26 protein-coding genes and 2 pseudogenes are annotated in these 25,752 nt (G+C 57.1%); 25 read left to right on the top strand and 3 right to left on the bottom strand.

Annotation, left to right across the window (positions count from 1 at the left end; translation table 11 throughout):
• The first annotated feature begins 4 nt into the window (after positions 1-4).
• The 8 genes from traE (at position 5) to trbI (ending at position 7,078) form a co-directional block, all read left to right on the top strand.
• On the top strand, positions 5-568 hold the full coding sequence (traE, locus tag DAI21_RS22380; RefSeq protein ID WP_107704327.1) for a type IV conjugative transfer system protein TraE: 564 nt from the start codon (positions 5-7) through the stop codon (positions 566-568).
• Entirely contained in the window at positions 558-1,292 is a 735-nt protein-coding gene (gene traK, locus DAI21_RS22375; protein ID WP_107704326.1) for a type-F conjugative transfer system secretin TraK, read from the top strand. Before traE ends, traK begins: the two co-directional genes overlap by 11 nt.
• A complete protein-coding gene (gene traB, locus DAI21_RS22370) occupies positions 1,292-2,659 on the top strand; it encodes an F-type conjugal transfer pilus assembly protein TraB (RefSeq protein ID WP_107704325.1) in 1,368 nt (455 codons plus the stop codon). The genes traK and traB overlap by 1 nt, the downstream gene beginning before the upstream one ends.
• 111 nt (positions 2,660-2,770) lie before the next feature.
• A complete protein-coding gene (locus DAI21_RS22365; RefSeq protein WP_107704324.1) occupies positions 2,771-3,040 on the top strand; it encodes a TraR/DksA C4-type zinc finger protein in 270 nt (89 codons plus the stop codon).
• Positions 3,037-3,498, top strand: coding sequence for a hypothetical protein (locus DAI21_RS22360; RefSeq protein WP_107704323.1), 462 nt, complete (start codon positions 3,037-3,039; stop codon positions 3,496-3,498). Before DAI21_RS22365 ends, DAI21_RS22360 begins: the two co-directional genes overlap by 4 nt.
• A 21-nt stretch (positions 3,499-3,519) precedes the next feature.
• On the top strand, positions 3,520-4,011 hold the full coding sequence (traV, locus tag DAI21_RS22355) for a type IV conjugative transfer system lipoprotein TraV (RefSeq protein ID WP_107704322.1): 492 nt from the start codon (positions 3,520-3,522) through the stop codon (positions 4,009-4,011).
• 8 nt (positions 4,012-4,019) lie between these two features.
• Complete coding sequence (gene traC / locus DAI21_RS22350; protein WP_107704321.1) at positions 4,020-6,614, top strand: type IV secretion system protein TraC; 2,595 nt, start codon at positions 4,020-4,022, stop codon at positions 6,612-6,614.
• Positions 6,615-6,643: 29 nt separating this feature from the next.
• Positions 6,644-7,078 (top strand): type-F conjugative transfer system protein TrbI, encoded by a 435-nt coding sequence (trbI, locus tag DAI21_RS22345; protein WP_107704403.1) that lies wholly within the window; start codon positions 6,644-6,646, stop codon positions 7,076-7,078.
• On the opposite strand, the gene DAI21_RS22340 is transcribed toward trbI, so the two are convergent.
• Both DAI21_RS22340 and DAI21_RS22335 read right to left on the bottom strand, forming a co-directional pair.
• Positions 7,075-7,386 carry a CcdB family protein gene (locus DAI21_RS22340; RefSeq protein ID WP_107704320.1) on the bottom strand — a complete coding sequence of 104 codons (312 nt, stop codon included), beginning with the start codon at positions 7,384-7,386 and terminating at the stop codon, positions 7,075-7,077. The two genes, trbI and DAI21_RS22340, sit on opposite strands and share 4 nt — an antisense overlap.
• Positions 7,386-7,625, bottom strand: a complete 240-nt coding sequence (locus DAI21_RS22335; protein ID WP_107704319.1) for a type II toxin-antitoxin system CcdA family antitoxin — start codon at positions 7,623-7,625, stop codon at positions 7,386-7,388. Before DAI21_RS22335 ends, DAI21_RS22340 begins: the two co-directional genes overlap by 1 nt.
• A gap of 97 nt (positions 7,626-7,722) precedes the next feature.
• Here DAI21_RS22335 and traW point away from each other — a divergent pair, with 97 nt between their 5' ends.
• The 12 genes and pseudogenes from traW (at position 7,723) to mobF (ending at position 23,106) form a co-directional block, all read left to right on the top strand.
• Positions 7,723-8,358 carry a type-F conjugative transfer system protein TraW gene (traW, locus tag DAI21_RS22330; protein WP_107704318.1) on the top strand — a complete coding sequence of 212 codons (636 nt, stop codon included), beginning with the start codon at positions 7,723-7,725 and terminating at the stop codon, positions 8,356-8,358.
• A gap of 29 nt (positions 8,359-8,387) precedes the next feature.
• Positions 8,388-9,347: a conjugal transfer pilus assembly protein TraU gene (traU, locus tag DAI21_RS22325; protein WP_234419547.1), complete on the top strand. Its 960-nt coding sequence runs from the start codon at positions 8,388-8,390 to the stop codon at positions 9,345-9,347.
• 12 nt (positions 9,348-9,359) lie between these two features.
• Positions 9,360-9,962 carry a type-F conjugative transfer system pilin assembly protein TrbC gene (gene trbC / locus DAI21_RS22320; protein WP_107704316.1) on the top strand — a complete coding sequence of 201 codons (603 nt, stop codon included), beginning with the start codon at positions 9,360-9,362 and terminating at the stop codon, positions 9,960-9,962.
• On the top strand, positions 9,955-11,814 hold the full coding sequence (traN, locus tag DAI21_RS22315; RefSeq protein ID WP_234419538.1) for a type-F conjugative transfer system mating-pair stabilization protein TraN: 1,860 nt from the start codon (positions 9,955-9,957) through the stop codon (positions 11,812-11,814). The genes trbC and traN overlap by 8 nt, the downstream gene beginning before the upstream one ends.
• Positions 11,811-12,605, top strand: coding sequence for a type-F conjugative transfer system pilin assembly protein TraF (traF, locus tag DAI21_RS22310; RefSeq protein ID WP_234419537.1), 795 nt, complete (start codon positions 11,811-11,813; stop codon positions 12,603-12,605). The genes traN and traF overlap by 4 nt, the downstream gene beginning before the upstream one ends.
• Positions 12,606-12,615: 10 nt before the next feature.
• Positions 12,616-13,188 (top strand): type-F conjugative transfer system pilin assembly thiol-disulfide isomerase TrbB, encoded by a 573-nt coding sequence (gene trbB / locus DAI21_RS22305; protein ID WP_107704315.1) that lies wholly within the window; start codon positions 12,616-12,618, stop codon positions 13,186-13,188.
• Positions 13,189-13,198: 10 nt separating this feature from the next.
• A complete protein-coding gene (locus tag DAI21_RS22300) occupies positions 13,199-13,687 on the top strand; it encodes a hypothetical protein (RefSeq protein WP_107704314.1) in 489 nt (162 codons plus the stop codon).
• On the top strand, positions 13,680-15,038 hold the full coding sequence (gene traH / locus DAI21_RS22295; RefSeq protein WP_370447055.1) for a conjugal transfer pilus assembly protein TraH: 1,359 nt from the start codon (positions 13,680-13,682) through the stop codon (positions 15,036-15,038). The genes DAI21_RS22300 and traH overlap by 8 nt, the downstream gene beginning before the upstream one ends.
• Positions 15,038-17,881 (top strand): conjugal transfer mating-pair stabilization protein TraG, encoded by a 2,844-nt coding sequence (gene traG / locus DAI21_RS22290; RefSeq protein WP_107704312.1) that lies wholly within the window; start codon positions 15,038-15,040, stop codon positions 17,879-17,881. The genes traH and traG overlap by 1 nt, the downstream gene beginning before the upstream one ends.
• The gene (locus DAI21_RS22285) at positions 17,881-18,567 is read left to right on the top strand and encodes a hypothetical protein (protein WP_107704311.1); all 687 of its coding nucleotides are present in this window, start codon (positions 17,881-17,883) and stop codon (positions 18,565-18,567) included. Before traG ends, DAI21_RS22285 begins: the two co-directional genes overlap by 1 nt.
• An 89-nt stretch (positions 18,568-18,656) precedes the next feature.
• A pseudogene (traD, locus tag DAI21_RS22280) lies at positions 18,657-20,836 on the top strand (type IV conjugative transfer system coupling protein TraD).
• A complete protein-coding gene (gene mobF, locus DAI21_RS22275; RefSeq protein WP_159075453.1) occupies positions 20,821-23,106 on the top strand; it encodes a MobF family relaxase in 2,286 nt (761 codons plus the stop codon). Before traD ends, mobF begins: the two are co-directional and overlap by 16 nt.
• 138 nt (positions 23,107-23,244) lie before the next feature.
• Here mobF and DAI21_RS23020 read toward each other — a convergent pair whose 3' ends face one another.
• Positions 23,245-23,544: a hypothetical protein gene (locus DAI21_RS23020; protein ID WP_159075452.1), complete on the bottom strand. Its 300-nt coding sequence runs from the start codon at positions 23,542-23,544 to the stop codon at positions 23,245-23,247.
• 33 nt (positions 23,545-23,577) lie between these two features.
• On the opposite strand from DAI21_RS23020, the gene DAI21_RS23015 reads away from it, so the two are divergent.
• From DAI21_RS23015 to DAI21_RS23565, 5 genes and pseudogenes are all read left to right on the top strand, one after another.
• A complete protein-coding gene (locus DAI21_RS23015) occupies positions 23,578-23,961 on the top strand; it encodes an AAA family ATPase (protein WP_159075451.1) in 384 nt (127 codons plus the stop codon).
• Positions 23,962-24,006: 45 nt separating this feature from the next.
• Positions 24,007-24,129 (top strand): hypothetical protein, encoded by a 123-nt coding sequence (locus tag DAI21_RS23410; RefSeq protein WP_107704309.1) that lies wholly within the window; start codon positions 24,007-24,009, stop codon positions 24,127-24,129.
• 82 nt (positions 24,130-24,211) lie between these two features.
• On the top strand, positions 24,212-24,610 hold the full coding sequence (locus tag DAI21_RS23010; protein WP_159075450.1) for a hypothetical protein: 399 nt from the start codon (positions 24,212-24,214) through the stop codon (positions 24,608-24,610).
• A 195-nt stretch (positions 24,611-24,805) separates the two neighbouring features.
• Positions 24,806-25,138 carry a hypothetical protein gene (locus DAI21_RS22260; protein ID WP_107704308.1) on the top strand — a complete coding sequence of 111 codons (333 nt, stop codon included), beginning with the start codon at positions 24,806-24,808 and terminating at the stop codon, positions 25,136-25,138.
• Between the two features lie 41 nt (positions 25,139-25,179).
• Positions 25,180-25,752 (top strand): annotated as a pseudogene (locus DAI21_RS23565) (conjugative transfer relaxase/helicase TraI domain-containing protein); the annotation flags it as partial.

Raw genomic sequence — 25,752 nt, 5'->3', positions numbered from 1 at the left:
TTCTATGCACATTACGGCCCGTAATAACACCACCCGACTGGTGTCCCTCATTATCGGCGGTCTTATTCTTCTCATCTTTATTCTGGCTGTGTCCGTGGCGCGCCTTGCATTCACGAATATCGACCTTGTTCACAAGCGTCCGGTGATTGTGACCCCCATGCAGTACAACGCCCCGTTTTCAGTTTCAGAAAATCAGGCTGATGCGGACTACCTGCGCATGATGACCCTGTCATTTCTGGCCCTGCGCCTTAACGTGTCCCCGGAAACTGTGGACATGAACCACGCGTTCCTTCTCTCCTACGTCAAAACGGAAACCCTTCAGGACTTCACCAGCGTGCTGGACGATGAGTCAAAGCGAATTAAGGACAACAGCGTTAACTCCGCGTTCTACCAGACCGATATCACGGTCTATCCGGCAGACGGTCGCGTTGACATTCGCGGCGTACTGAAAACCTGGATCGGGACCGCGCGGCCTGAAACGGAAATTAAGGCGTTCCGTCTTGACCTGGAATACCACAACGGGCTGACCCGCATTGCCCGATTCGTGGAGGTCAATAATGAAAAGTAACCTGATGGCGGTATTTGTCGCCGCCGCACTGAGCGTGGCGCTGCCTGCACAGGCCAGTGCCAGTGCGCTACCGGCAGGCACGCTGACTCTTCCGCAGAAAGGGCAGTTCACGCTGTCCGTCAGCTCCACCAACCCCAACATGATCCACATCCCGGGCGATGTGGTATCGGCTATTTCCGGACCAGCAGGCACGCTGACGGAGAAGCATCTGACCTCATCCGGTGCGGTGGTCTTCACGGCTGTCACGGACAAGCCCTTCACGTTTTACGTGGAAACCCGCAAGGGGCAGACCTTCCCTGTGGCAGCCACGCCGGTAAAAGGGCAGGGGAAGGTCTACCGCCTGCTGGGTGATATGCCGGTCAGCACGCCCGAGGCAAAAGCCTGGGAAACTGCACAGCCGTACGAATCACTGCTGCTGTCGCTGAACAACCAGGCCATGAAGTCAGCCCTGCCTGACGGCTACACACCGGTTAAACCCGATGTTGCCGGTATTACCGTTCCGTCCCGCCTCCAGGCCTCCGCCGAGCAGGCGTGGACGGGTCATGCCCTGCGCATTGACCGCGTACGTATCACCAACCCTCACAGCTACGGCGTCGCCCTGCGTGAACAGGACTTCTGGAAACGCGGTGTGCGCTCGGTGATGTTTGACAGCCAGGCCAGCACGCTGATGGCGGGTGCCACGCTGCGGGTCTTTATCATCCGTGATGCGGAGGGGCAACCCTGATGGCCAACGTGAATAAAGCGGTACGTAAGAAGCAGGTGGCGCTCCTGGTGGCCATTGCGCTGGGGATGGGAGCAAGCGGCGCGGGCGCATGGTACCTGTCCACTATGAACGCAAAAAAAACGAAGGCGGTCGCAGCACCGCGCGAGCCCGCGCCGGACATGACCGGCGTGGTGAACCATACCTTTGACGGGAAAGTGCAGAAGTCCGCCATCACTGAAGCGCAGAACCTCAATAAACAGACCCAGAAAGAGCTGAAAGGCCTCCGCGCTGAGATGCAGACCCTGTCGAAAGACCTCAAAAGTAGCCAGGCGCGTATCGGGGAGCTGGAGGGGGACAATAAGCTGCTTCAGACCCAGCTTGAAGAGTACGGCAAAACATCCGTGACAGGCATCAACGGCGAACCGTTTCCGGGAGGAACGCCTGCTGGCAGTCAGTCAGGCGGAAGCGGTACCGTACCCCCGCCGACGTCCTTCTGGCCTGCCGGCGGCGGCACACAGCCTGCACCTCCGGTCTATGCGCCTGTGGTACGCGAGGGCGCGCTGGACATTACTGCCTTTGATAACCCTGCAGATTTGGTCACTAAACCGAAGTTCCCATGGATTCACTCGGGCAGCTTTGCTGAAGCCATCGTTATTGAAGGGGCGGATGCCAATGCATCCGTCACCGGCAATAAAAACACCGTCCCGATGCAAATCCGTCTGACCGGCAAGGTGCAGATGCCAAACGACAGGGAGTATGACCTCAGAGGGTGCTTTGTCACGCTCGAAGCCTACGGCGATGTCTCCAGCGAGCGCGCAGAGGTGCGTACCCGTTCGATCAGCTGCGAGATAGGCGAAGACACCATCGACCAGAAGATTGCCGGTCACGTCGGCTTTATGGGCAAGAACGGTATCAAGGGTGAGGTCGTCATGCGCAACGGCCAGATCCTGCTGTATGCCGGTACTTCGGGCTTTATCGACGGTATCGGGAAGGGGATCGAAAGTGCCTCCTCCACGTCCGTGGGAGTCGGGGCGACGGCCAGCCCGAGTGCGGCTGACATCATCGGTTCGGGCGTCGGCGGAGGAACCGGCTCCGCTGCCAAAACCCTCTCTGATTACTACATCAAACGTGCCGAGCAGTATCACCCTGTGATCCCGATTGGCGCCGGGAATGAAGTGACGCTTGTGTTCCAGGACGGCTTCCAGCTGGAAAGCGTGCAGGAGCTGACGGCGAAGAAGGCAAAGCGCACTTCTGCACAGCAGCCTCCACAGCCTGTGGCCCCGCGTCAGCCCACCCTGCAGTCCTCGACCAGTGAAATGCTTAAAAACCTCGGTGATTTCCAGCTGGGGGATGCTGTCGCGCCCGTACCGGGCGACGCGGTGGAGTAACCCTTAACTCAGGCTGCGAGTGCAGCCATCACAATCCGGAGCTGTCGGTGCCCTGAAAGACGTGAAAGGGATGGGCGGTAGCGTGTCCGGACGTATCAGAAGGAAGAGAGTATGTCGGATGTACTGGACAACATGCAGGAGCGCATGGCGCTTCTAAACGACCTTCAGGAGCAGGCACTGCTGTCATCAGCGACGCAGAGTCAGCAAGAAAGCGCCCGGGAATGCGGGTGCGGCAACACTATCCCGGAGGAGCGTCGTCAGGCACTACCGGGCGTCATCACCTGCGTGGACTGCCAGTCTGCGCGTGAGAAGGGGCTTAAGTGCCAGGGATTCAGCCTGACAAGACGTTTTGCCGGATTCAGCGGTGGAGCCGGTCAATGAAAGCGTCTCTGGTGCGTCATATCGAGTCGTATGGCCATGGTGAACTGATGGCATTTCGTCGTGAGCTTGAGCGTGTACGTGCTGAGGTGTTGTATCACTCCAATCACCGGAACATGCCGTTGCCCCGCCAGCGGCTGGCTCTGCAGTGCGGGACATTTGCCGGGCTTACCTGCATCGCCGTCAGCGCTCCCCTGCTGGTCTGTCTGGGCTCTACGCTCGCAGCGGTCGGGCTGGTTCTGCGCTACTCGACCCGACCGGCAAACCGGATGGACTGGATGCAGGCGCTGATTGAGTCAGTGGATATTCCTGTCGGTGGCTACATGGAAATTTATCGTGACCCGGCCATTCTGGCCCATCCATACCCCGAAGAGGCCCTGGCGCACTGCGCTACTCAGGAAATGATGCTCATCCAGCAACTGCTTGAGAAAAAGAGTGTGCCCACGGCCTTTCCGGCCTGACTTTCTGAAGGAACTAAATCAATGAAAATGCTCATTCTGCCTGCCGTAGCAGGTGTCCTTATGTTAACCGGCTGCGCGGGTGTCAAAAGCGACTTTGACTGCGATGCCACCACGTCCGACCGCTGTATGACGATGAGCCAGGCCAACCAGCTGGCACGGGATAAAACCGGCAGCGACGCGCCGGGAAAGCCGGCTGCGGGCGCAGTGCGTTCCCCGGCTGAACTGCCGCGTACCGTGCCGGTCGTGTCCTCGCATAATGTGCCCGCGCAGTCGGTACCCACGACTACGCCTCCGGCCATCAGATCGACGTCGTCTGCTCAGGTGTATTCCGCGTTACCCCACGATAACCAGACAGCGTCTGCCGGCACGGTTCGCGCGCAGCGGGCGGGTGAACAGATTGCCACGGTCTGGGTGGCTCCCTGGATTGACAGCAGCGATGCCTTTCATCAGCCCGGTCGAATCTCGTTTGTGACCAGCGGTCCGGCGTGGGTTATGCCTGCACGAATTAACTGAGGCCCGTGATGAAAGAGATATTTAACATTCTGGGCAAGCTGGCGTCTGCTGCGAAAGAGAAAGACGGGGCGGCGCAGATGCAGCAGAGTCTGGCCAGCATGGACTTCCCGCAGCTGACCAGCGTGCTGCCCTACCGCGACTACGACAAGGAGTCCGGCCTGTTCGTGAACCGCAAGACGGTCGGCTTTCTGCTGGAAGCGACGCCGCTTATCGGGGCTAACGAGCAGATTGTGCAGGTGCTGGAAGACATGGTGAAGAGCAAGCTGCCGCGCAAAACCCCCATCGCGTTTCACCTGGTGGCGTCCAAGGTCATTGGGGAGCAGATGGACGAAGGCCTGTCGCAGTTTCGCTGGGAAGGGGAGCATGCGGAGAAGTTTAACCACATCACCCGCGCCTACTATCAGCGCGCCGCGCAGCTGTCGTTCAACAATCCGCCCCGCCTGCCGCTGACCCTGCGTGATTATCGCCTGTATATCTCCTACGCAGTAAAGGCGAAGAAAAACAGTGCGTCGGTGATGACCGAAATCACCCACACCATGAAGGTGCTGCGCGCCTCCCTTGATGCGGCAAAAATCTCCACGCAGCCCGCCGATCCGCAGGGGCTGGTTAACCTGGTCAGTTCGATGATTAACCATCGTCACGATCAGCTGTATGCGAAGCCGGTGAAGGTGGGAGAGTACGATGAGTTCCATCAGCGCTGCGTTGAGCAGTCGATGGATCTGCAGGTGAGGCCGGACCATGTGCTGATTAACCTGGGCACGCCGGGGACGAAAGATGTGACCTCGACGCGCGCCATGAACTTCATGATGGAGCATAACCCGGACATTTTCCTGCTGTGGATGGGGGGCGACAACCTCGCTAACCTGCTGCATCCGGACCTGAGCATCTCCAGTCCGTTTGTGATCACCTTCGTGATGGAGGCGGAAGAGCAGACTGCCTCGCAGGGGGAAGCGACCCGCAAGTACATGGACAGGGACAAGAAGGCTAACTCCGCCTACGCGAAGATGTTCCCCGCCGTGACCAAACAGGCGAAGGAGTGGAAAGAGATCCGTGAGCGCCTGAACAGCAATGAAACCTGTCTGGTGCGCTACTACTTCAACGTCACGGCGTTCTGCCCGGACGAAGACGAGGCGGCGCTGGTTTGCGAGCAGCAGGTGATTAATACCTTCAAGAAGAACGGCATCGAGCTGATTTCGCCGGACTATATGCAGTTCCGCAACTGGATGGCCATGCTGCCGTTTATCCATGCCGAAGACCTGTGGGATGACATCAAGATGGGCGGGGCGACCTGCCGCGCTGAAAGTTGCCAGGTCGTGAATCTGGCGCCAGTGGTGGCAGATAACCGCCTGTGTCCGGGCGGGCTGCTGACGCCGTCGTACCGCAACCAGCTGGCGTTCCTGGATATCTACGGTGACGGGATGGGGAACACCAATTACAACATGGCGGTGAGCGGCACCTCCGGCGCGGGCAAGACCAACCTGGTGCAGCCGATCCTGCGCAGCGTGCTGGAGTCCGGCGGGATTGGCTGGGTATTTGATATGGGGGACGGCTACAAGTCCTTCTGCGAGAACGTGGGCGGGGTGTACCTCAAGGGCTCCAACCTCAAGTTCAACCCGTTTGCCAACATCAGCGATATCAACACCTCCGCCGAACGTATCCGCGACCAGCTGGCGGTACTGGCCAGCCCCAACGGCAACCTCGATGAAGTCCATATGGAGCTGCTTCTGGGCGCGGTGAAGCGCGCGTATGACGAGAAGCAAAACAAGGCACGTATTGATGATGTCGTCGTTCAGTTGCGTGGGGCACGTGAAAAAGCGATGAGCGAGAACGCTGCCACCATCGCCAGCCGCCTGGATGAGGTCATTACCCTGCTGGGCAAATACTGCAAGGGCGGTGTTTACGGTGAGTACTTCAACAGTGATGAACCGTCACTCAGCGATGATGCGCGTTTTGTGGTGCTGGAGCTGGGCGACCTGGACGACAAGCCAGACCTGCTCATCGCCGTGATGTTCTCGCTCATCATTTACATTGAAGACAAGATGTACCGCACGCCGCGCAGCATGAAGAAGTGCTGCACCATCGATGAGGGCTGGAAGCTGCTCAACTTCAAAAACGACAAGGTCGGCCAGTTTATCGAGACCGGCTATCGCACCGTGCGCCGCCATATGGGGGCCTTTATCACCATCAGTCAGAACATCAAAGACTTTGACGCGGATGAAGCCTCTGCAGCGGCAAAGGCCGCCTGGGGTAACTCCTCGTTCAAGGTGATCCTCAAGCAGGACGCCTCCGAGTTCAAGGCTTACAACCAGAAGCGTCCCAACCAGTTCAGCGAGATGGAGCGCGACATCATCAGCAAGTTTGGTGACGCCAAGCGTCAGTGGTTCAGTTCCTTCATGCTGCGCATCAACGACACCTGCAGCTTCCACCGCCTGTTCGTCGATCCGCTCAGTCGGGCCATGTTCAGCTCGCAGGGCAAGGATTTTGAGTTCATCCAGCAGCGGCGGGCGGAGGGAGTGGGCATTCACGATGCCGTGTACGAACTCGCCTGGCGCAACTTCCCTGAAGAGATGCAGGAACTTGAAAACTGGGAGATGGCGGCATGAGTGACGTTATCAGTCAAAAGGATAATGAGATGGAAAATAACGCGTTAAGCGCAGAACAGACAAATCAGGGTGCCAGTACTGTAAAACCTCCGCTGACGCGTCGCCAGAAGGCGAAACGCCAGTGCCTGCGTAATCTGGGACTGGTGATACTGGCCGTCACCGCGCTGAACGCTGCCCTGACGTCCGCCATGATCTCATGGCGCGCCCCGGCCATCGTGTCCTTCGACATGAAGACCACCATTGACCAGTTTACCGAACAGGCCTCCGAACGCGAGCTGAAAGAGGGGGAACTGGAGCTGCTGACCAGCCGATTTACCTACTCGCTGAATCAGGCCCTGACAGACTATCAGGCGCGTCATTCCGCCCTGATTCTGGTGAAACCAGCGGTTGTATCAGGCATGCCGGATATCACTGCTGAAATTCAGGGCGACATCAGCCAGCGCATGGCGAACCTGGTGGATTAGATGCCGGTAATAAGCAGATCCAGTGCGTTCACAATTTCACTGTGTAAATGGCTGGCTGTTGCTACTGGCTCAGTATCCAGCCGTTTGCTGTCAATGCTGGTCATCAGGTCCGTCAGAATAGTGAAGTTCTTCCCTGAAATATTCACCCCTGGATGTATCCCACTAGTCGGGAGCAGGTTTGCTTTCGGGGTCAGCGGGACGACGATCCGGGTATTCAGTTCATCGAAGAGATCGTGCTGAAGTACCATAAAATAGGGATAGTGCTCCCGTCCTTTCCCTTTGTTCCGATAAATATCGAACTGAGCCATTAAATAACACCCTCGTCGTCAGAAAACAGTCCAGCTTTTTCGATAAAAGCATTGTGTGAGGCAAAAGCAGCCTGGTTTTCCTTCAGATAGCGTTCTCTTCGGGATTGTTTCAGTTTCTCCTGAAGTGCTGCTTCAAGTAATGCTGAAAGGTTTATCCCGCTTTCTTTTGCTTCATCAAACAGGCCTGCATTGATTGTGACGTTTGTTCTTTTCTTTGCTGTTGATAGCTGACGTTGCATGATTCCTCCTGAGTGACAACGGAAGTGTGTTCATTTTTACACACTAATGGTGTGATATCTGGCGATGTAATGCAAATTAAGATGAAAAGGAGTCCAAATGCCAGCCAGAGGCACTTTGTTTTTGCTCGCGTTGATTGCCAGTTTCCAGGTTTTATCAGAGGACCTCGGAACCTGGGGGGAGCTTTACCCCATCGCTGAACAGGACATGCTCACCACCATCAATACCCGTCTGCAGGCCATGAAAGACAGTGGCGAGCTGGATACGCAGCAGGAGGCGTATAAGAAGCAGGTCATCGAAAAGTCCCTGCGGCCCGATCCGGTTGCGGGGCTGACGATTGCACGGGAAAACCGCACCCACTATATCAATCCGTCGATGACGGTCGCAGAAGATCTGGCTGACCATCAGGGGCGCATCTTTGCGCACAAGGGCGACGTGGTGAACCCGCTGGACACAGTTCCGTTTAACCAGACGCTCTATTTCATTGACGGTGATAACCCCGACCATCTGGCCTGGATAAAGCGCCAGAAGCCGGACACGGTGGTGTACCGCGTCATTCTGGTCAACGGGGATATCCGGGAAGCCACAAAAGCGCTGGGTGAGCGCATTTTCTTTGATCAGAAAGGAACAATGTCGCGGCGTTTTGAACTTAATGCAGTTCCTGCGCGCGTCACGCTGGGTGAAGACAAGCGTTCGTTACGCGTCGATACCTTTGCTCTGGAGGAGCAGCGATGAAAAAGCTGTTTTCTGTTTTGTGTCTGGCAATGTCGGGGCTGCTCTGGTCTTCATCTGTATCAGCGAACGCTCTCGAATGTGAGGGTAATTTTGTTAATCCGATCACCGATATCTGCTGGGAGTGCATTTTCCCTGTGACCATCGGCAGTGTGGCGGTCGCATCCGGCGCACAGCCTGACACCGTGAATCCGTCCAGCCCTATTCAGATATGCCCCATGGGCGTGTTCTATCGCGTGGGGATGGCGATGGGCTACTGGGAGCCGATGGCGCTCGCGGATGTGACCCGCTCGCCCTACTGCATGGTGAATCTGGGTGGTTTTAACCTGGGCGTGGGCAGTGTCGGAACCGGTAAGGGTACGCAGGAAGATGGTGATGAACCTGGGGCGTTCTATCATGTTCACTGGTACAAATACCCGCTGACGTACTGGCTGAACATTATTACGTCTGCTGGTTGTCTTCAGGGGGGGGATCTGGATATTGCCTACCTGTCCGAGCTTGACCCGATGTGGAACGACAGCAGTCTCAGCGTCATCATCAACCCGGAAGCGGTGCTGTTCAATAATCCGATAGCACAGGCCGCCTGCGCTGCAGACGCTGCTGCCAGTCTGGTGCATAAACCACTGGATGTTCTGTTCTGGTGTGCCGGCTCTCAGGGCAGCATGTATCCGTTTACAGGTTACACCTCCAACGAGTACAGCCCGTTGCAGTCCACGCTGCTGGTCGCCGAACGTATGGCGTTCAAACTGCACCGTGAGGGCCTGATTATGAACTCCATCGGGGTGGATACGGCTGTCTGCTTTGAATATCCGTCCCCGATTATCCCGAAAGAGCGCTGGCGCTATCAGATGGTGAACAAATATCCTGACGCGGGCCAGTGTCATCCGGTTGGCCGCAGCGTCATGCGCTGGGAGACCGGACGTAACCTACCTAACGATCGCCGTAACTTCGGCTACCTGTTCTGGCGTAAACGGAACTGCGTTTTCCTCTGAAGGACCATTCTAATGAAGCTACTTTCCCTGCTTCCGGCCATCGCGCTGGCCGGTTCGGTGTCGGCATTTGCCGATGCCGGAGGCGATAACAAAGCCTTTTTCAACGACATGCTGCAGATGGACCGCGAGCGCCACCTCGTGCTCAGTGCGCCTGATTTTGCCCGACCACCGGCGCTGTCCGGACAGGATGCGGACTATATCGCCTCGATGAAGCGACAGCAGCAGGCGAAGCCGGACGACAGCGCGCCTGTTGTCATGATGTTTGTCTCGTTCTCGATGCCGGAAGAGGACCTGCGCGATCGGGTGAAAGATGCGGCAGGCCTGGGCGTGACGGTATCGCTCCGGGGCATGGTCAACGGCGATATGCGCCAGACGGGTACGCGTATCGCGCAGCTGGTCAAAGAGACCAATACGGGCGGCATGCAGATTGACCCGGTCTCGTTTCGGCGTTACGGCATTACCTCGGTACCGACTCTTGTTGTGAAATGTGGCACAACGACTGACCGCGTACAGGGCGACATCACCCTGCGCGAGGCGCTGAAAAAGGTCGCTGAAAGCGGTGACTGTGCGGGATTCGCGGAAAGCGTGCTGAACAGGGAGGTTGCCCATGGCTAAACCATGGATGAATGTTATGGCGGGAATGACTCTTGTATTTGCAGGCTATGCCGCAGCGGATGCGTTCAGTGAAGGTATGTCGTTCGGAAAAGGCCAGCAGGGCACCGGCACGGATGCGATTAAAAACTTCAGGCCGGAAGAGACCATTCCGGGCTATACCGCCAGCCCACCCGAAACGGGCTACTACGGCGGGGTGACGTCTCCGGGCATTGACCTGACCAGCCCGGGTATGAATGAACTGAACACGTCAGAAGTCGGGCAGGCCATCACTGAGTCCATCCTCAACACGCCAGTGGATAACAAGCCTTCGCTCGACGCGCCGTTTATTACGGCTGGCACAGACATGCAGGACAATGCGGAAAACGTTATTGACCCGTCATTCGATGACTGCCAGGAGCAGAATGCGACGTTCACAGAAATCAGCACGCACCAGTGTAATCGTTCGCCTGCGGCGCGACTGTACTGTACCCGCACGGCAACCATCGGGGGGAGCTGGAAAGACACGCTGGTCACAGAAACCTATACGGTACCGAACAGCGACTTCACGCCTGTTTATGATGGCAATAAGGGGCTGACGTTCACATTTAAGGCGCCTGCAACGGGCACTGTCCTGAGTGCGACCTATACCTTCAACGTTAATGATTCGGCAAATCTTTATGACTTTAATTTCTGGGGGATAGCTAAAACTCTGCTGGGGAAGACGCACACCATGACGTTACCCGGCGCCGTGGGGGCCAGCCTGACGGAAGGCGGGGCCTCTCCGTCTGGCTCATTAATCTCCGGTGCCTGCCTGCCCGCAAATCAGGGACGATGTCGTGAATATGCCAAAAAGACCGTTGACTGGCTGAAAGGCGGGACCAAAGCGAACATGACCATTGTCCTGCAGATGCGCGTGACGGGCAAAGAGTGGGTGCCGGAAGTGGTCTGGTCGGAATCCTGCCCGTTTGACAAGCAGGAAGAAGTGCTGCAGGGCAGCGTCTGTACCGAAGAGGGCGGCAACAAAACCGTTGTGGTGAACGGTAAAGAGCACAGCGTCTACAGCGCCTGCTGGCAGTATCAGGACACCTATGTCTCTCAGGAGGCCGATAACGGCACCTGCAGTGAATACATGAGCAACAGCGCCTGCACTGTCAACGGTACAACCTGCCTTGAATCGCTGGCGGGTGTCTGCCTGTCCGAGATGGCCACCTTCTCCTGTGAAAACAAAGTCTCCGGGACCGGCATGATGTGTGGCGGCGAGTTCTTCTGCACCGACGGCAGCTGTGCGCAGGGCGAGACCGGGACCAACAATATGTTCGCCAAAGCGGTGTCCACGCTGGCCGCAGTTGCATCGGCAGGGGAAGACATCGCGGAGTTTAATGAAGCCGACGTACGCGCGTTCACCGGCTCGTCGCAGAGCTGTCGCAAGGCGATGGCCGGGTTCAGCAACTGCTGCAAGGACTCCGGCTGGGGTAACGACGTCGGGCTGGCCAGCTGCAGCTCGGAGGAGAAGGCGCTGGGTCAGGCCAAGTCGAAGAAGCTCACGGTTAAAATCGGTACGTACTGTGCGCACAAGGCGCTGGGTGTGTGCCTTGAGAAGAAAGAGAGCTACTGTCAGTTTGACAGTAAGCTTGCCCAGATTGTGCAGGACCAGGGCCGTAAGGGGCAGCTTGGTATTGGCTTCGGGAGCGCGTCTTCCCCCAACTGTCGCGGCATCACCATCGATGAGCTGCAGTCCATTAATTTCGACACGCTGAACTTTGCGAACTTCTACAGCGACCTGGAGGACGGCACCACCATTCCGGAAGACAGCGAACTGCTGGAAAAAGCGAAGCAGATGATTGCCGACAAAATGGCGGAGGCGGGTAAATGATGCGTTTACGGCTTCTGACCCTCGCGCTCGGTATCACCACTGCCACGGGCGTAGCGGCATCTCCGGATGTGGCTATCAGTCCCCGTCACGCGCTGGAAGAGGGCTGGCACTGGTACAAGGACCCGGCGGATATCGATGACGATGACGACGCGCTTCCGGCGATGCAGGCTCCGGCACCACAGCCTGTGCCCCTGAGCGCATCTGAGCAAAAAGCCCTGCTGCAGAAGGCGACTCAGGAGGCGCTGGATAACGCCATTCTCTACCCGTCACCAGAGAACTACCGTCGCTACGCGGTGATGAAAGAGTACTGGGTAAATCAGGCGACCGGCTTCACGCAGAGCGGCAAGAAGGCGCTGCTGCAGTTCCCTGAACTGAACTACAACCTGGTGCGCAGCCACTATAACGGTACGTCTGCCGCTCAGCAGTCGATGACGAAAGAGAAGGAGACGCTGGCGGTCAGCCACGTGGCCGAACGCTACGGTGTGATGTTCTTCTACCGTGGCGGGAATGCCGTGGACAGCCTGATGGCGGGCGTCATCAAAACGTACTGCGAGGAGCGGGGTATCTCCGTCACCGGCGTCTCCGTTGACGGCAAACTCAGCGAGCAGCTGACCAGCAGCTTTGTGGACAACGGTCAGGCGGAAGCCATGAACGTGAAGTTCTTCCCGGCCACCTTCCTGGTGGACCCGAAAACGCGCCAGTGGCAGCCGCTGGCCTGGGGCTTTATGGCCCACGATGATCTCGACCGCCAGGTGGTCAACGTCCTCACCGATTTCAAACCCGATTACTGAGTAACCCCTTATGAACGCAAAAATTCTGATAGCCGGCACACTGCTGGCCGTGTCGGCCTGTTCGTTCGCCGGACAAAGCACGATAGATGAAATCCGCGCGCTGGATGCGGCGAAGGCCGCTGCCAGAGCCGCCCGCGATTCTGCTGATGCACAACCCGTCACGTCAGCACCGAAAACCATCCCTCACCGCCTGAGCGACGGTCGCACCGTCAATCTGGCGGACTGGACGGTCGTGCTGTTCATGCAGTCCAGCTGCGAGTACAGCCAGAAGTTCGATCCGGTACTGAAGGGCTTCTCCGATCGCACGGGGTTGCCGGTCTTCCCGTTCAGCATGGACGGTAAGGGAGATATGGCGTTCACGAATGTGCTCGCAGCGACGCCGGATGTGATCCTGGAATACTTCCAGTCCGGACTGCCGCTGGCCACCCCGACCACCTTTCTGACCAATGTCCACACGATGGAAACGTACCCGCTGCTGCAGCAGTTCGCGGATGAGATGACGTTTGCCTCGCGTCTTGATGAGGTCTTCAGGCTGGCGCTCGATCGTCATAAACCTTCTTCAAGCCGCATTCCCAAAGCATAAGGATATCCCCGTGAACCGTGAAAAAATTGAAGCAGCCGTTCGTAATTATGTGAAGTCTTATGGCATGGACAATATCTGTCGGGACGATGTCATTCGGTACATTGAGGCGACGGGCTGCTCCGTCAGCCACGTAACCGCTGACAGCATCACTGTTGCTTTCCCCGAGTCTGGGGAGGTGACGCTGACCGGATACGTTTACAGCAACCAGAATGTTAAAGACGGCTCACCCGTTCCTGTCGTTTTTGGACTTTGTGGTGTCATTGCTGGTTTTACCAGCATACTGTTTGCCTGGCTCATCAAATGGTCGTGCATACCCGTGTCAAAGCACGATACGGCACTCATGGTCGTTCAGCTTGCAACATCATTCCTGGACAGTGTCGCACTGGTATTGCTTGCGGTGAGCCTGCTTATTGCTGGCGGGAAGAGAGTCCATGAGCGTTGTTTCTGTGCCGGTCGCAGCCTTTTTAAAGGGAAGGCGGGGGGGAGCAATGCTGCGTAAAAACCTTCTTGCAGCCAGCTTCCTTCTGGGGCTGGCCACGCCGGTTCTCGCCAGCGTCGAAAGCGATATGAAGTCCTTCTTCAACGACATGACCTACTCCTCGAACGCCACCTCTGCAAAGTCCTGGCAAGGGCAGGCCGCACGCTATATGACGGGCGGGTCGTTCTACAGCCGCACCGGCGTGAAGAATATCCAGATGGTGTCCATCAGCCTGCCGAGCATCTCTTCCGGCTGCGGCGGCATCGACGTATATCTGGGGGCGCTGTCGTTCATCAACGCCGACCAGTTCATCGCCTTTATGAAGCAAATCATGGCCAACTCGCCGGGCTACATGTTCGAGATAGCGCTCAAGACCACCGTGCCGGAGCTGGCGGCGGCCAAAGACTACGTGCAGAAGCTGGCCTCGGACATGAACCAGTTCAATATGTCCAGTTGCCAGGCGGCGCAGGGTATCGTCGGCGGGCTGGCGTCCATGTGGAGCGAGTCGCAGCAGGCGGTATGCCAGACCGTCGCGGGGCAGAACAACATCTTCTCCGACTGGGCGGCGTCGCGTCAGGGCTGTACCACCGGTGGGAGCTACGACAGCGTCACAAATAAGGCGACCGGCAGCGAGGCCGACCAGGTGCTGAAAGATATCAACCTGATGTGGGCGGCGATGGAAAACAGCGCCCTGAGTAACAACCAGGAACTCCGGCAGTTCGCCATGAGCGTCAGCGGGACGGTGACGTTTGATAATAAAGGGACCATGCGTGTCCTGCCGAGCCTGATTTCCAATGACAAGGCGGTGCTTAACGCCATGATGAACGGCGGCACGGCGAACGTCTACGTGTGTGATAACGCGAACAAATGCCTGGCACCATCCATTAACAAACTGACGATTACCGAGTCCAGTTCACTGGTCAGCATGACGCGTAAAACGCTGGAGGAGATTCAGGATAAAGCCATCACCGACACGGCTTTAACGGAGGCAGAGCGTAAGTTCATCAACAGTACCTCCATTCCCATTCTGACCTGGATTATCGACCAGTCTTCTCTCTCCGTAACCCGCAGCCTGTTCGATCAGCTGGCGGACTACATTGCCTGCGATATTTACCTGCAGTACATGGACGGCATCCTCAAGCAGGTTAACGCGCAGCTGGCAGGGAAGGACTATCCGGGCGAAAGCATGTCGCTGTTACGGAGCAGCCTGCGTGATGCGAACAACGCCCTTAATACGCTGCGTATGGACGTGCAGGTGAAAGAGAGCGCACTTATCAGCGCCCAGAATCAAATTCAGTTCCTGCGCCAGCAGGTGTCTTCCCAGATGACCGACCGGTATATGGGCAACTATCAGTTCGGGAGAGTTAACTGATGGCAAACGTGATTGAGGTCTACACCATCGCCGGTGGCGGCTGGTTCCAGGACGTGTTCAACGGCGTGGCGATGTTCTTCAACAGTTCCGCGTCGGACTATCTGCTGGCAATGGGCACGCTGTTTTCCATTCTGGTGGCGGCGCTGGCGTACATCAAAAACAAGGACCTGATGGAGCTGATGAAGTGGGCGGCTTTTTACGTCTTCGTCGTGAGCGTTCTGATTGGCGTTAAGGAGGATGTGCAGGTCATTGATCTGTCCGAGCCGTCGGCGATTTACCAGATTGATAATGTGCCAGCCGGCATTGCCGTGCCGGCGAGCCTGCTGACCCGCGTCGGGGCGGGGATGACCCAGGTGTATGACACCATCTTTGCGCGCCCGGATTCGCTGACCTACTCAAAAACGGGAATGATGTTCGGGGCCGCGCTGGCCGTTGGCAGCACCAACTTCATGTTCACCGAGCCGGAGGCGCAGCGTATTTTCACAGACTACGTGAAAAACTGCGTGGTGGCGGATATCCAGCTGAACCATAAGTACACAATGGGCGACCTGATGCGCGCAAACGACCCGTATGCGCTTATCTTCAGCAACCCGAGTCCGCTTCGTGGTCTGTACGATGCCGACCGTAACTTTATGACCTGCGAAGCGGCGGCGGCCTGGCTGAAGAACAACAGCGGCGACCTGAACGGCAGGGATGCGAACTCGTTTATGAAGCAGGCCTCTTCCTGGCTGCACGGCTTCACAAACCAGGTGTTCGGCGGAAATAATGGCAATGCCGCCATTTTTACTGAAATGCTGAGCGACAGCTACAACTGGTTCCATAACACGTCAGCCAGCTCAACAGAGATTATCCGCCGCAACGTGGTGATGAACGGGATTCGCCACGGATTAAACAGCTACGCGGTGGACAGCGGCAACACGGCGGGGATGCTCAACATTTCCAGCGAGATGTCGCTCGCCAAAATGCGCATGTCGCAGTCAACGAGCGCCAGCATTGCGACACACACACTGCCCATCATGCACACGGTGTTGCTGGGAATGACGATTGCGCTCTTCCCGGTCCTGGTGATTCTGGCCGTCGTCAGCTCTTTATCATGGCAGGTACTGAGAGGCTATATCTACACCATTGCCTACCTGCAGATGTGGCCTGTTCTGTTTGCCATTCTGAACCACGCCATGAACTTCTACCTGAAGGATAAGCTCGGCGGCACGCCGGTGGTGCTTTCGACCATGGACCAGGTGCAGAACACCTACTCGGACATCGGGACCACGGCGGGCTGGCTGGCTATCTCCATTCCGTTTATTGCATGGGGTATGGTGAAGGGGCTGGGTCAGGTGATGTCGCAGGCGGGGAACTACCTGGGGCAGACGCTGCAGGGCGCGGCCACGCAGTCGTCCGCGCAGACGGTTGACGGCACGTACGCCTTCAATAACATGCAGACCGACAACGTGCAGGGGAATAAGTGGGACACCAACTACAGCCACCGCGATGGCCATATCAGCCATCAGCTGGATAACGGGGCCGTTCTCACCAGAACGAAAGACCTCGGTATCGTGATGAATACCAGCGAGGGGATGTCGAAACTGGCGGTCCATATCGGCGGTGCGGAGTCCACAATTGCCGGCTGGAATGCCAGTGCGCGCGAGCAGTACGCGCAGTCGGCACATCATCAGGCGGGCTACCAGAAGGGCAAGGAGGCCAGCTGGAGCCAGCTGCAGCAGTTTGCTTCGCAGCATGGTCATACCGACTCGGTGGTAAGCAGTGGCGATTCCGGGCAGACGACTAATATGACACGCGGTGCCAGCAAGATGATGTCGGTTGTCGACCGCTACGCCGAGGCAAACAACCTGAGTAAGTCTGCGGCCTATAACGAACTGATGGATAAATCCAGTCGCGGTGCGGCAAATGCAGGCGTTAAAGGGTCAGTAGGCACACCAAAATGGCTGGGTGCGAGTGCAGAGGCGCATACCGGACTGGAGTTTACGGGCGCAACACAGTCCTCTCACGGAACGAACCAGTCTAATTCGCAGCGTCATGACCACAGCCATGACAAAAATGCGCAGATGGTTGAGGACTTCCGCCAGTCCCGCGATATCGTTGAATCCAGTGCGGCTAAGCTGTCTGCTTCACATAATGACACCGGCATCAATAATCTCAGCGAGCAGCTTGGTGCGGCACTCAGCGAAACCAGCAAAGAGTTTGAGTCCTGGCAGAACAGTGAAACGCGCGCGCGCGAGTACAGCGAGATGGCGACGTACGCGAAAGACCATCGTGCTCAGTTCGATCAGAACTATGACCAAATGTTCACCGGATATGTCACGCAGAAAGCACCGGGCAGGGCGCAGGCTGTACTCAGTGATACCGGTTCACCGGACGTTGCCGCAGAGCGTGAGCAGCTTGTTCATGAGTTCATGCAGGAAAGAGTCTTACCGCAGCTGGAACAGCAGTACCGCTCAAATAAAGCCGCTATCGGGCAGAATATGCCAGGGGTGTCATCCGGTAATAATCCTTCCGTTCAGGAAACTTTTGACAATAACAGCCGTGTTATTGGTGATAAAGGGGAAGCCGCAAATATCAGGCAGGACTCTCAGGATCGCGTTAATAAGCAATTAAGTGATGTCGATGAAAAAATATCGGAAAACGGCGAATATATTGATACCAGTAAAGGAACGGTTGAGAAAGGGCGTGATAATCTGAAAGATAATCATGGAAATGCCAGCAAAGCGCAGGAGCAAGGGATGATTGCAGAAACTGAAAGGCAAAGTTTGTTCGATAAAGATATGCTTATTCCGCATAAATCAGTAGAGGATACACCCTCTCTATTTAAAAAGGATAAGAATTGATGGCGATTACCAATCACGACTTACTGGGTTTTAGAGTGATTAGTTTGATGGTTGCAGCTGTTTTTTCTGCGGTTGTATATGTTGATATACATGCATATTTCATGTTTCCTCTCTTTCTTTTGCAGTTAGTGGTATTGGTGTTAGCGCTAGTATTAAAAAGAAGACGTAAAGAAAAAAGTCTTGTGATTGTTGGGAAAGGTGGTTTTATAGTAATTGTTTTCATCTATATATGTGCTGTTGCGCTCGGTATTGCTATGTCATTGACAGCTTCACGCACAATGGATGCGATATTCTTACTGCTTTTTTATGTGGTGTGCCTCGATGCGATAATGGCAATCCCGTTTGTGCTGTCGTTTACAGACAAGTCTAAATGGCAGTATGGAGGCTCAGTCTCACGGTCAGGTTTGTGTGCTGAGATCAACCATGTGAATGGCCAGATGGCTGCAGCTTATGCTGATTCGAACTATGACCAGATGAGTAACGATCTGTACTGGCCACAAAGCGATCATCATGCGAATAGCATTATTGACAGTTCTCCAGGGGCTAATCCTGCGTCAGGACTCCCAATGGCTAACGATGCAATTGATGTTGGTGGTAATGTTTATGGTTTCGGCGATACATCTTTTGTGAATTATGACCACCACACAAACCAGTTTAGCGATTTTGATTACCACAACAATTCATAGAATTCGTTGAGTTAATTTAAACAGGGCTATGCAATGTAGCCCTGTCACACTGGTGGTTGTTTCTGATTCAGAATTTATACAGGTCTTCTATGAGCTTCAATCCACGCGATTTAACGCAGGGTGGACAGGTGTCTTTTATGCGCCTGAAAATGTTCCTGCAGATAAATAATATCATTTCGTATTACGTCATTATGTTCAGCGCCCTGCTGATGATGGCCATTTTATTTATTCGTATTTCACTGCAGAACCTGATGAACGGTATTATCTATTTTGCAGCAAAGCTGATTTCACCGTTCATGAAAAACTCCGGCACGAAAGAGGTTTTCACCATCCGGTATTACAAGGATTCATTTCGTTATACGCCCGACCAGGTACTGAGTGATGCTTATACCACCTATTGCGGCCAGCTGCTGAAGCAGGAACTGGCGATTGCAGGCTGTGCCACGCTATTTGTCGCCTTTTTGGTAACATTCGCTATTTACTGGTATCTCGGCCAGACCGGGCGAAAACAAAGTGAGGATGAGGTCATCGGCGGCCGCGTTCTGAATGACGACCCGAAAGACGTGACCCGGCTGATGAAAAAGCGCGGTGAAGCGTCCGATATTCGCATTGATGCCCTGGCGCTAAAGAAGGATGCGGAAATCCAGAACTTCGCCATGCACGGAACCGTCGGCTCCGGTAAATCGACGCTGATGCGCAAAATCCTGCGCCGCCTGCGCGAGCGCGGCGACCTGGTCATCATCTACGACAAGGGCTGCACCTTCATTGAAGACTTCTACGATGAAAGCCGCGACAAGGTCCTCAACGCTCTCGACGAGCGCTGCCCCAACTGGGACATGTGGGAGGAATGCCGCACGCTGCCTGAGCTTGAGAACGTCAGTTCCACGCTGATACCCTCCAGTTCCGGGGAAGATCCGTTCTGGCAGGGCAGTGCCCGCACCATCTTTGCTGAAGGTGCCGAACGTATGCGCGGCGACAAAGACCGTTCCTACAACTCCTTTCTGCGCACCATGCTGGCCATCACGCTCGATAAGCTGCGCGCGCACCTGGCCGGAACGCCGGCATCCACGCTCGTTGACGGCAAAATCGAGAAGACCGCCATCTCAATCCGAAGCGTGCTCACCAACTATGTGAAATCGCTGCGCTATCTGCAGGGCATCGATAAACCGGGGCGAGAAAAATTCACTATCCGGGACTGGATGAAGGGGCAGGCGGACAAGAGCAACAACGGCTGGCTGTTTATCACCTCAGATGAAGAGCACCACGAATCCCTTAAACCGCTGATCTCAATGTGGCTCAGCATCGCGGCAACCAGTCTGCTGGCGATGGGGAGAACCGCGAGCGTCGTGTCTGGTTTTTCTATGACGAACTCCCCTCGCTGCACAAGCTTCCCACCCTGCCGCGCATCATCGCGGAAGCGCGTAAGTTCGGCGGCTGCTTTGTGCTGGGCTTCCAGTCCTATGCACAGCTGGAAGAGACCTACGGTCCCAAAGCGGCGGAAGGAATGTTCGACCTGCTGAACACCAAGTTTTTCTTCCGCTCGCCGTCCGCGAAGGTGGCGAAGTTCGTGGAAGAGGATATTGGTGAAACCCGCCGCAAAACCTTCAGTGAGCAGACCAGCTTCGGTCATGAGCAGGTGCGTGACGGTATCTCGTTTGGCAAGGATGAAGAGCGTATCAACATCGTCAGCTACTCCGACGTGCAGTCGCTCAACGATCTGGAGTGCTTCGTCACGCTGCCTGGCGACTATCCCGTGGTGCGCCTGAACATGAAGTACCAGGGCATGCCAAAACGGGCTGAGGCACTGCTGATGCGCGATCTGAAAACCAGTCTCGATCAGGACATCGAAACCGAGATCGACACCCGCGATGACGCACACCGCCGCCAGATGGATGCCCTGTTCAGCCCGGGTGAAACACCTGCGGCCGTTACAGAGGCGACCAGCCTGCCTGCTGAACCCGCTGTCCCCGTACCTGACGTGAAGCCTGCGGTGGCCGTGACTGCTGCGGCAACCTCTGCGAGCCAGTCTGATGAATCGACCGTTACTGCCTCTGCTGTGACAGGGGGCGCGGGTGGCGGAACCCAGCAGGAGCTGGAGCAGGAACACCCTGTGCCGGCAGGCATGAGCGAAGACGGTGAAATCATTGATTTTGCCGCCTATGAAGCGTGGGCGCAGCAGACCGGCAACACACAGGAGCAGGTTCGTCGTGAGGAGGTGAATATCAACCACCCTCAGGAGCACGGCGATAAAGAATGGGAGTACGTCTGATGTTGTCTGTTTCACCGATTAAGGGCGATGCCGGGTATTACGGCAAAGAGGATAACTACTATGTCAGCGGTGCGCTGGACGACCGCTGGCTGGGGAAAGGGGCGGAGAAGCTCGGTCTTGAAGGCCGCGTGGATGCCACCACGCTGGATGCAGTCATGGCGGGAAAACTCCCGGACGGCTCCGATCTGACACGCATGTCCGGTGATAAAAATACGCACCGGGCAGGCTACGATCTGACGTTCTCTGCGCCAAAGGGCGTCTCGATGGCCATTCTGATTGGGGGTGACAAGAAGCTGCTGGATGCACATAACCGCGCGGTGGAAATCACCATGCGGGAAGTAGAAAGTCTGGTGACGGCGCGCCTTACGGAGAACGGAAAGACAGAGACTGTCTCCACCGGAACGATGGTGGCGGCCCTGTTTAACCATGACACATCAAGAGATCTTGAGCCGCAAATCCACACGCACGCCCTGGTGCTGAATGCCACCTTCACAGAGGGGAAATGGCGGTCACTGGCGAGCGACCCGAAGCTCAAAACCGGGTTCAGTGAGGCCGTTTATGGCAACAAAATAGCGATTGGTAATATTTACCGTACCGTTCTTCGCGATGATATTTCACAGATGGGCTACGAGACGGTAGAGGCGGGGCCCCATGGATTATGGGACCTGAAGGATGTCCCTACGGAGGAGTTTTCCTCCCGCAGTACGGCTATTCGGGAGGCAGCCGGTCCGGACGCTTCTGCTAAATCGCTGGACTTGGCGGCGCTGGATACCCGTAAGCCAAAAAGCTGGGCTGACGCGGAGCTACTGGTTAAGAGCTGGGAAACCCGCCTGCAAAAGCGGGATTTTGATATGAAGGATTATGTAGCCCACGCCGCTGTAAGTGCCGGACAACCTGGAGTAGTCACGGAGGTGCCGGAACGGGACTCTGATGTGGCCCTCGCCGTGAGCGAGGCCGTTTCGGCGCTGTCGGACAAAAAGGTTCAGTTCACCATGTCAGAGCTGCTGTCCGGCACAGTTAACCGGCTACCGTCTTTGCCTGGCGTGTTTGAGCAGGCGCGCGCGGGTATTGATCAGGCCATCGAACAGCAGCGCCTTATCCCCCTTGACCGTGAAAAGGGCATATTCACCTCCGATATTCATCTCCTCAATGAACTCAGCGTGCAGCAGCTGGCGCAGACGATGGTGCGCGAGCAGCGCACGGAAGTATTTCCCGACCGCAGCGTGGCGCGTACGGATATTGCCGGCGATGCGGTTTCGGTGCTGGGGCAGGACCGCAGCCCGCTGGCGCTGATGTCCGGAAAGGGCGGCGCCCTTGCGCAGCGTGAGCGCATCGCCGACGTGGCGCAGATGGCGCGTGAGCAGGGGCGTGAGGTGATAGTGCTGGCCTCTGACCGGCGCAGCGGTGCGTTTCTGGAACAGGATGCGTTGCTGGAAGGGCGCCTGATGCACCGCACGGGCCTGAACGCGGATACGGTAATTCCGGCGCACAGCACGCTGATTGTCGAGCAGGCCGAAAAGCTGACGCTGAAAGAGACGCTTCTGGTGCTGGAAAAAGGGCAGGCCGCGAACGCGCAGGTGGTGTTTATGGACGCGCAGAACCGCGCCGGTACCGGCAATGCCCTGTCCGTACTGAAGGAGAGTGACGTGCCGCAGTACCGCTTCTACGGCGGTAAGCAGCCGGAAGTGACGCTGGTCAGCGAGCCGGATAAACGGACGCGTTTCGGTGAGGTGGCCCGGCTGTATGTGGAGGCCGGGCGGAATGGCCGGGACGTGGTGGCGCAGGTTGACGGTCCCGTGGAGCAGAAGACGCTGACCGACGCCATCCGGGAAGCGCGCCGCGATGCCGGTGAGATTGGTGCGGTGGATACGAAGCTCAGCGTTATTGAGCCGGTATGGCTGGACAGCAAAACCCGCCGCCAGCGCGATAACTACCGCCCGGGCATGGTGATGGAGCAGTGGAGCAGTGAGAAGCGTGAGATGACCCGCTACAGCATCGACCGCGTGGCGGACAAAACCAACTCCCTGGTGCTGGTTTCTGAGGCCGGTGAGCGTCTGGTGCAGAAAATCAGCAAACTGGATGGCAGCTGGAGCCTGTTCAGGGCGAAAACCCTCGATGTGGCGCAGGGGGATGAGCTGCGTACCCTGGGGCGCGAAGCGAAGGGCAGTATTAAAGCCGGTGAGCGTTATACCGTGCAGTCACCGACGAGGGCAAACTGGTTCTGCAGTCCGGCGAGCGCAGCGTGGAGCTGGACACTTCCCGCGCGCTGAAGCTGTCACACGACTATGTGGAGAGCGTGGGCAGCAGCGTGAGCGCCGACCGTCAGGTGCTGGCCCTGCTGCCCGGACAGCGGCTGACGGCAGATTCACTCACCCGGCTGTCGCGCAGCGGCAGCGATATTCATGTCTTTACTCCCTTGAGCGGTCGCGGGCAGAGAAGCGCGTGCTGGCCAGTCCGGTCGTGCGCCTGGCGAGCGAACGGGTCATGGATTCTGTTGATGCTGCAGACTTATCCGGTGCGGTAGAGGCCCGACGCGAGCAGCTGATGTCGCCGGCTGAACAGGCTGTCAGCCTGGCCGTGCCGCTGGCGCAGAACGGTAAAATCCAGATGTCCCGCGTGGACCTGCTGTCACGTGCTTTGTCATCGGGCGTACCGTTTGCGGACGTCAGCGCGGAAATACAGCGCCAGACGGAAAGCGGGGACCTCATTCACCTGCCAGTGGTGTCGGCGCCGGTACCGATGTGCTGGTTCCGCGCGTGGCGTATGAGATGGAGAAAACCATTATCCGGACCATTGCGGAGGGGAAAGATGCTGTATCACCGCTGATGGAAGCGGTGCCTGCCGGTGTGCTGAAGGGGCTGACGCAGGGGCAGACGGCGGCGACGAAGCTGATACTGGAAAGTAAGGACCGTTTCCTGGGCGTGCAGGGCTATGCGGGCGTGGGTAAGACCACCCAGTATAGGGCGGTGATGAGGGCGATTGGTACGCTACGGAGGACAAGCGCCCGTTCGTTATCGGCCTGGGCCCGACCACCGCGCCGTGAAAGAGATGCGCGATGCGGGCGTTCCGGCGCAGACGCTGGCCAGCTTTCTCAGCGAACACCGACAGGCGCTGCTCAGCGATGAGAAGCCCGATTTCAGCAACACCCTGTTCCTCACGATGAAAGCTCGATGATTGGCAACCGTGACATGGCCGAACTGCATCAGGTTGTCGCCGCCAGTCACGGTCGTATGGTATCGAGCGGGGATGAAGCGCAGCTGCAGCCGATTGCGGCGGCACGCCGTTCCGCCTGATGCAGCAGCGCAGCGCCGCCGACGTGGCTATCATGCAGGAGATTGTTCGCCAGACCCCGAGCTGCGCCCTGCAGTCGAGAGCGTGATTGCCGGCAGGGTCACTGAGTCCCTTGAACGTGTGGAGGCCGTCTCTCCGGCAATGGTGCCGCGAAAGACCGGCGCCTGGGTGCCTGAGCAGTCAGTGATGGAGTTTAAGCGTGAAAAGCCTGAAGACGGAACGGTAAAAGAGATATCTGCCGAAGCCGCGGAGACGATAAGAATGCACCCGCCAGTGCCATTGACGCCATTATCGCGGACTGGCGCGGACGTACCCGTGACGCTCAGGAGCAGACGCTGGTTGTGCGCCGCTGAACGCCGACCGCCGCGCCATAATGAAGGTATCCACCAGGCCCGCCGGGAAGACGGTGATATCGGGCAGGAGAGCGTCATCTGTCCGTGCTGTCTCCCGTGCGGTACCGGACAATACGCTGCGCTCGGCTGACGGTTTTGCGCAGTATACGGCAAGACGGCAATGCTTAACCAGCAGTACTACACCATCACCGGTGCCGATACGAAGAGCGGTATTTGTGTATTTTCGCGACCGGACGGTCATGAAATCATGATTTCACCAGGAGAACACCGCACAGGACATTTCCGTCTATGAAACCCGAACGCTTGCCGTCAGCGAGGGGATAAGGTGTTGTTCAACCGCACCGACACGGACCGGGGCTACGTGGCCAACGATGTCTGGACGGTGGCGGGGTTCGCCGAGAAGGGGGTATCCGCTTTGGGCGCGACGGGCAGGAAAAACTGCTGTATCGGCTGTGGAGAGGATGCCGACCGGCATATTGACCTGGCCTATGCCGTCACGGTCAACGGCTCTCAGGGTGCCAGCGCTAAGCTCGTTATCGGTCTCGCCGGCATCGAGGGCGGACGCAAGATGATGGCCTCGATGGAGTCCTGGTACGTGACATTGTCACGCGCGGTGACGCATATGCAGACCTATACCGACGATACGGCGGCTGGGTGAAGCGGATTGAAGGTGCAGAGAAGCGCCTGACAGCATATGACATGCTGCATCAGCAGGGTGATGTTAGAGCAGGTACAGCCAGCTGGCTGCTTGAGAACGCGGTGTCACTGGAGAAAACCGGCCTCGGTCGTCAGGTACTGAATACCGCACAGCTGGCGGGAGAGACGATGGCCAGCTTTATTGCGCCCGGGAAGAAATACCCTGTGCCACACATGGCACTGCCGTCTGGAACCAGTACGGCAAGGAGCGTGGCGTGCTGCTGACGGAAATTCGCCTGAGCGACGAGGGCCGTCGTCTGCAGCTGGGCGATGAGCACCGGCTGATGGGGGCAGAAGACGCGCGGTTTGCGGGTCTGCAGTCCAGCCGGAACGGCGAAACGCTGCAGGCGGACGACTTTGCACAGGCGCTGCAACTGGCGCGTGAGAACCCGGAGAGCGGGGTGATCATTCGCCTGGAAGGCGATGAGTCGCTGCTGAATGCGCAGCGTCTGACGGGAGGGCGGGTTGAGGAGAGTGAGCCCGTGGTGCCACCGGTCACGGAAGAGGAGCCGCTTCCCCTTTTCCCTGAGAGGAATGTGACGGGTAACACAGATTCAGACCATGCCGTATTTCAGA

Origin of the sequence: Lelliottia sp. WB101, assembly GCF_003051885.1 — a bacterium.
Classification (GTDB): Bacteria; Pseudomonadota; Gammaproteobacteria; order Enterobacterales; family Enterobacteriaceae; genus Enterobacter; species Enterobacter nimipressuralis.
This window is presented reverse-complemented; position numbering and strand designations above follow the sequence as displayed.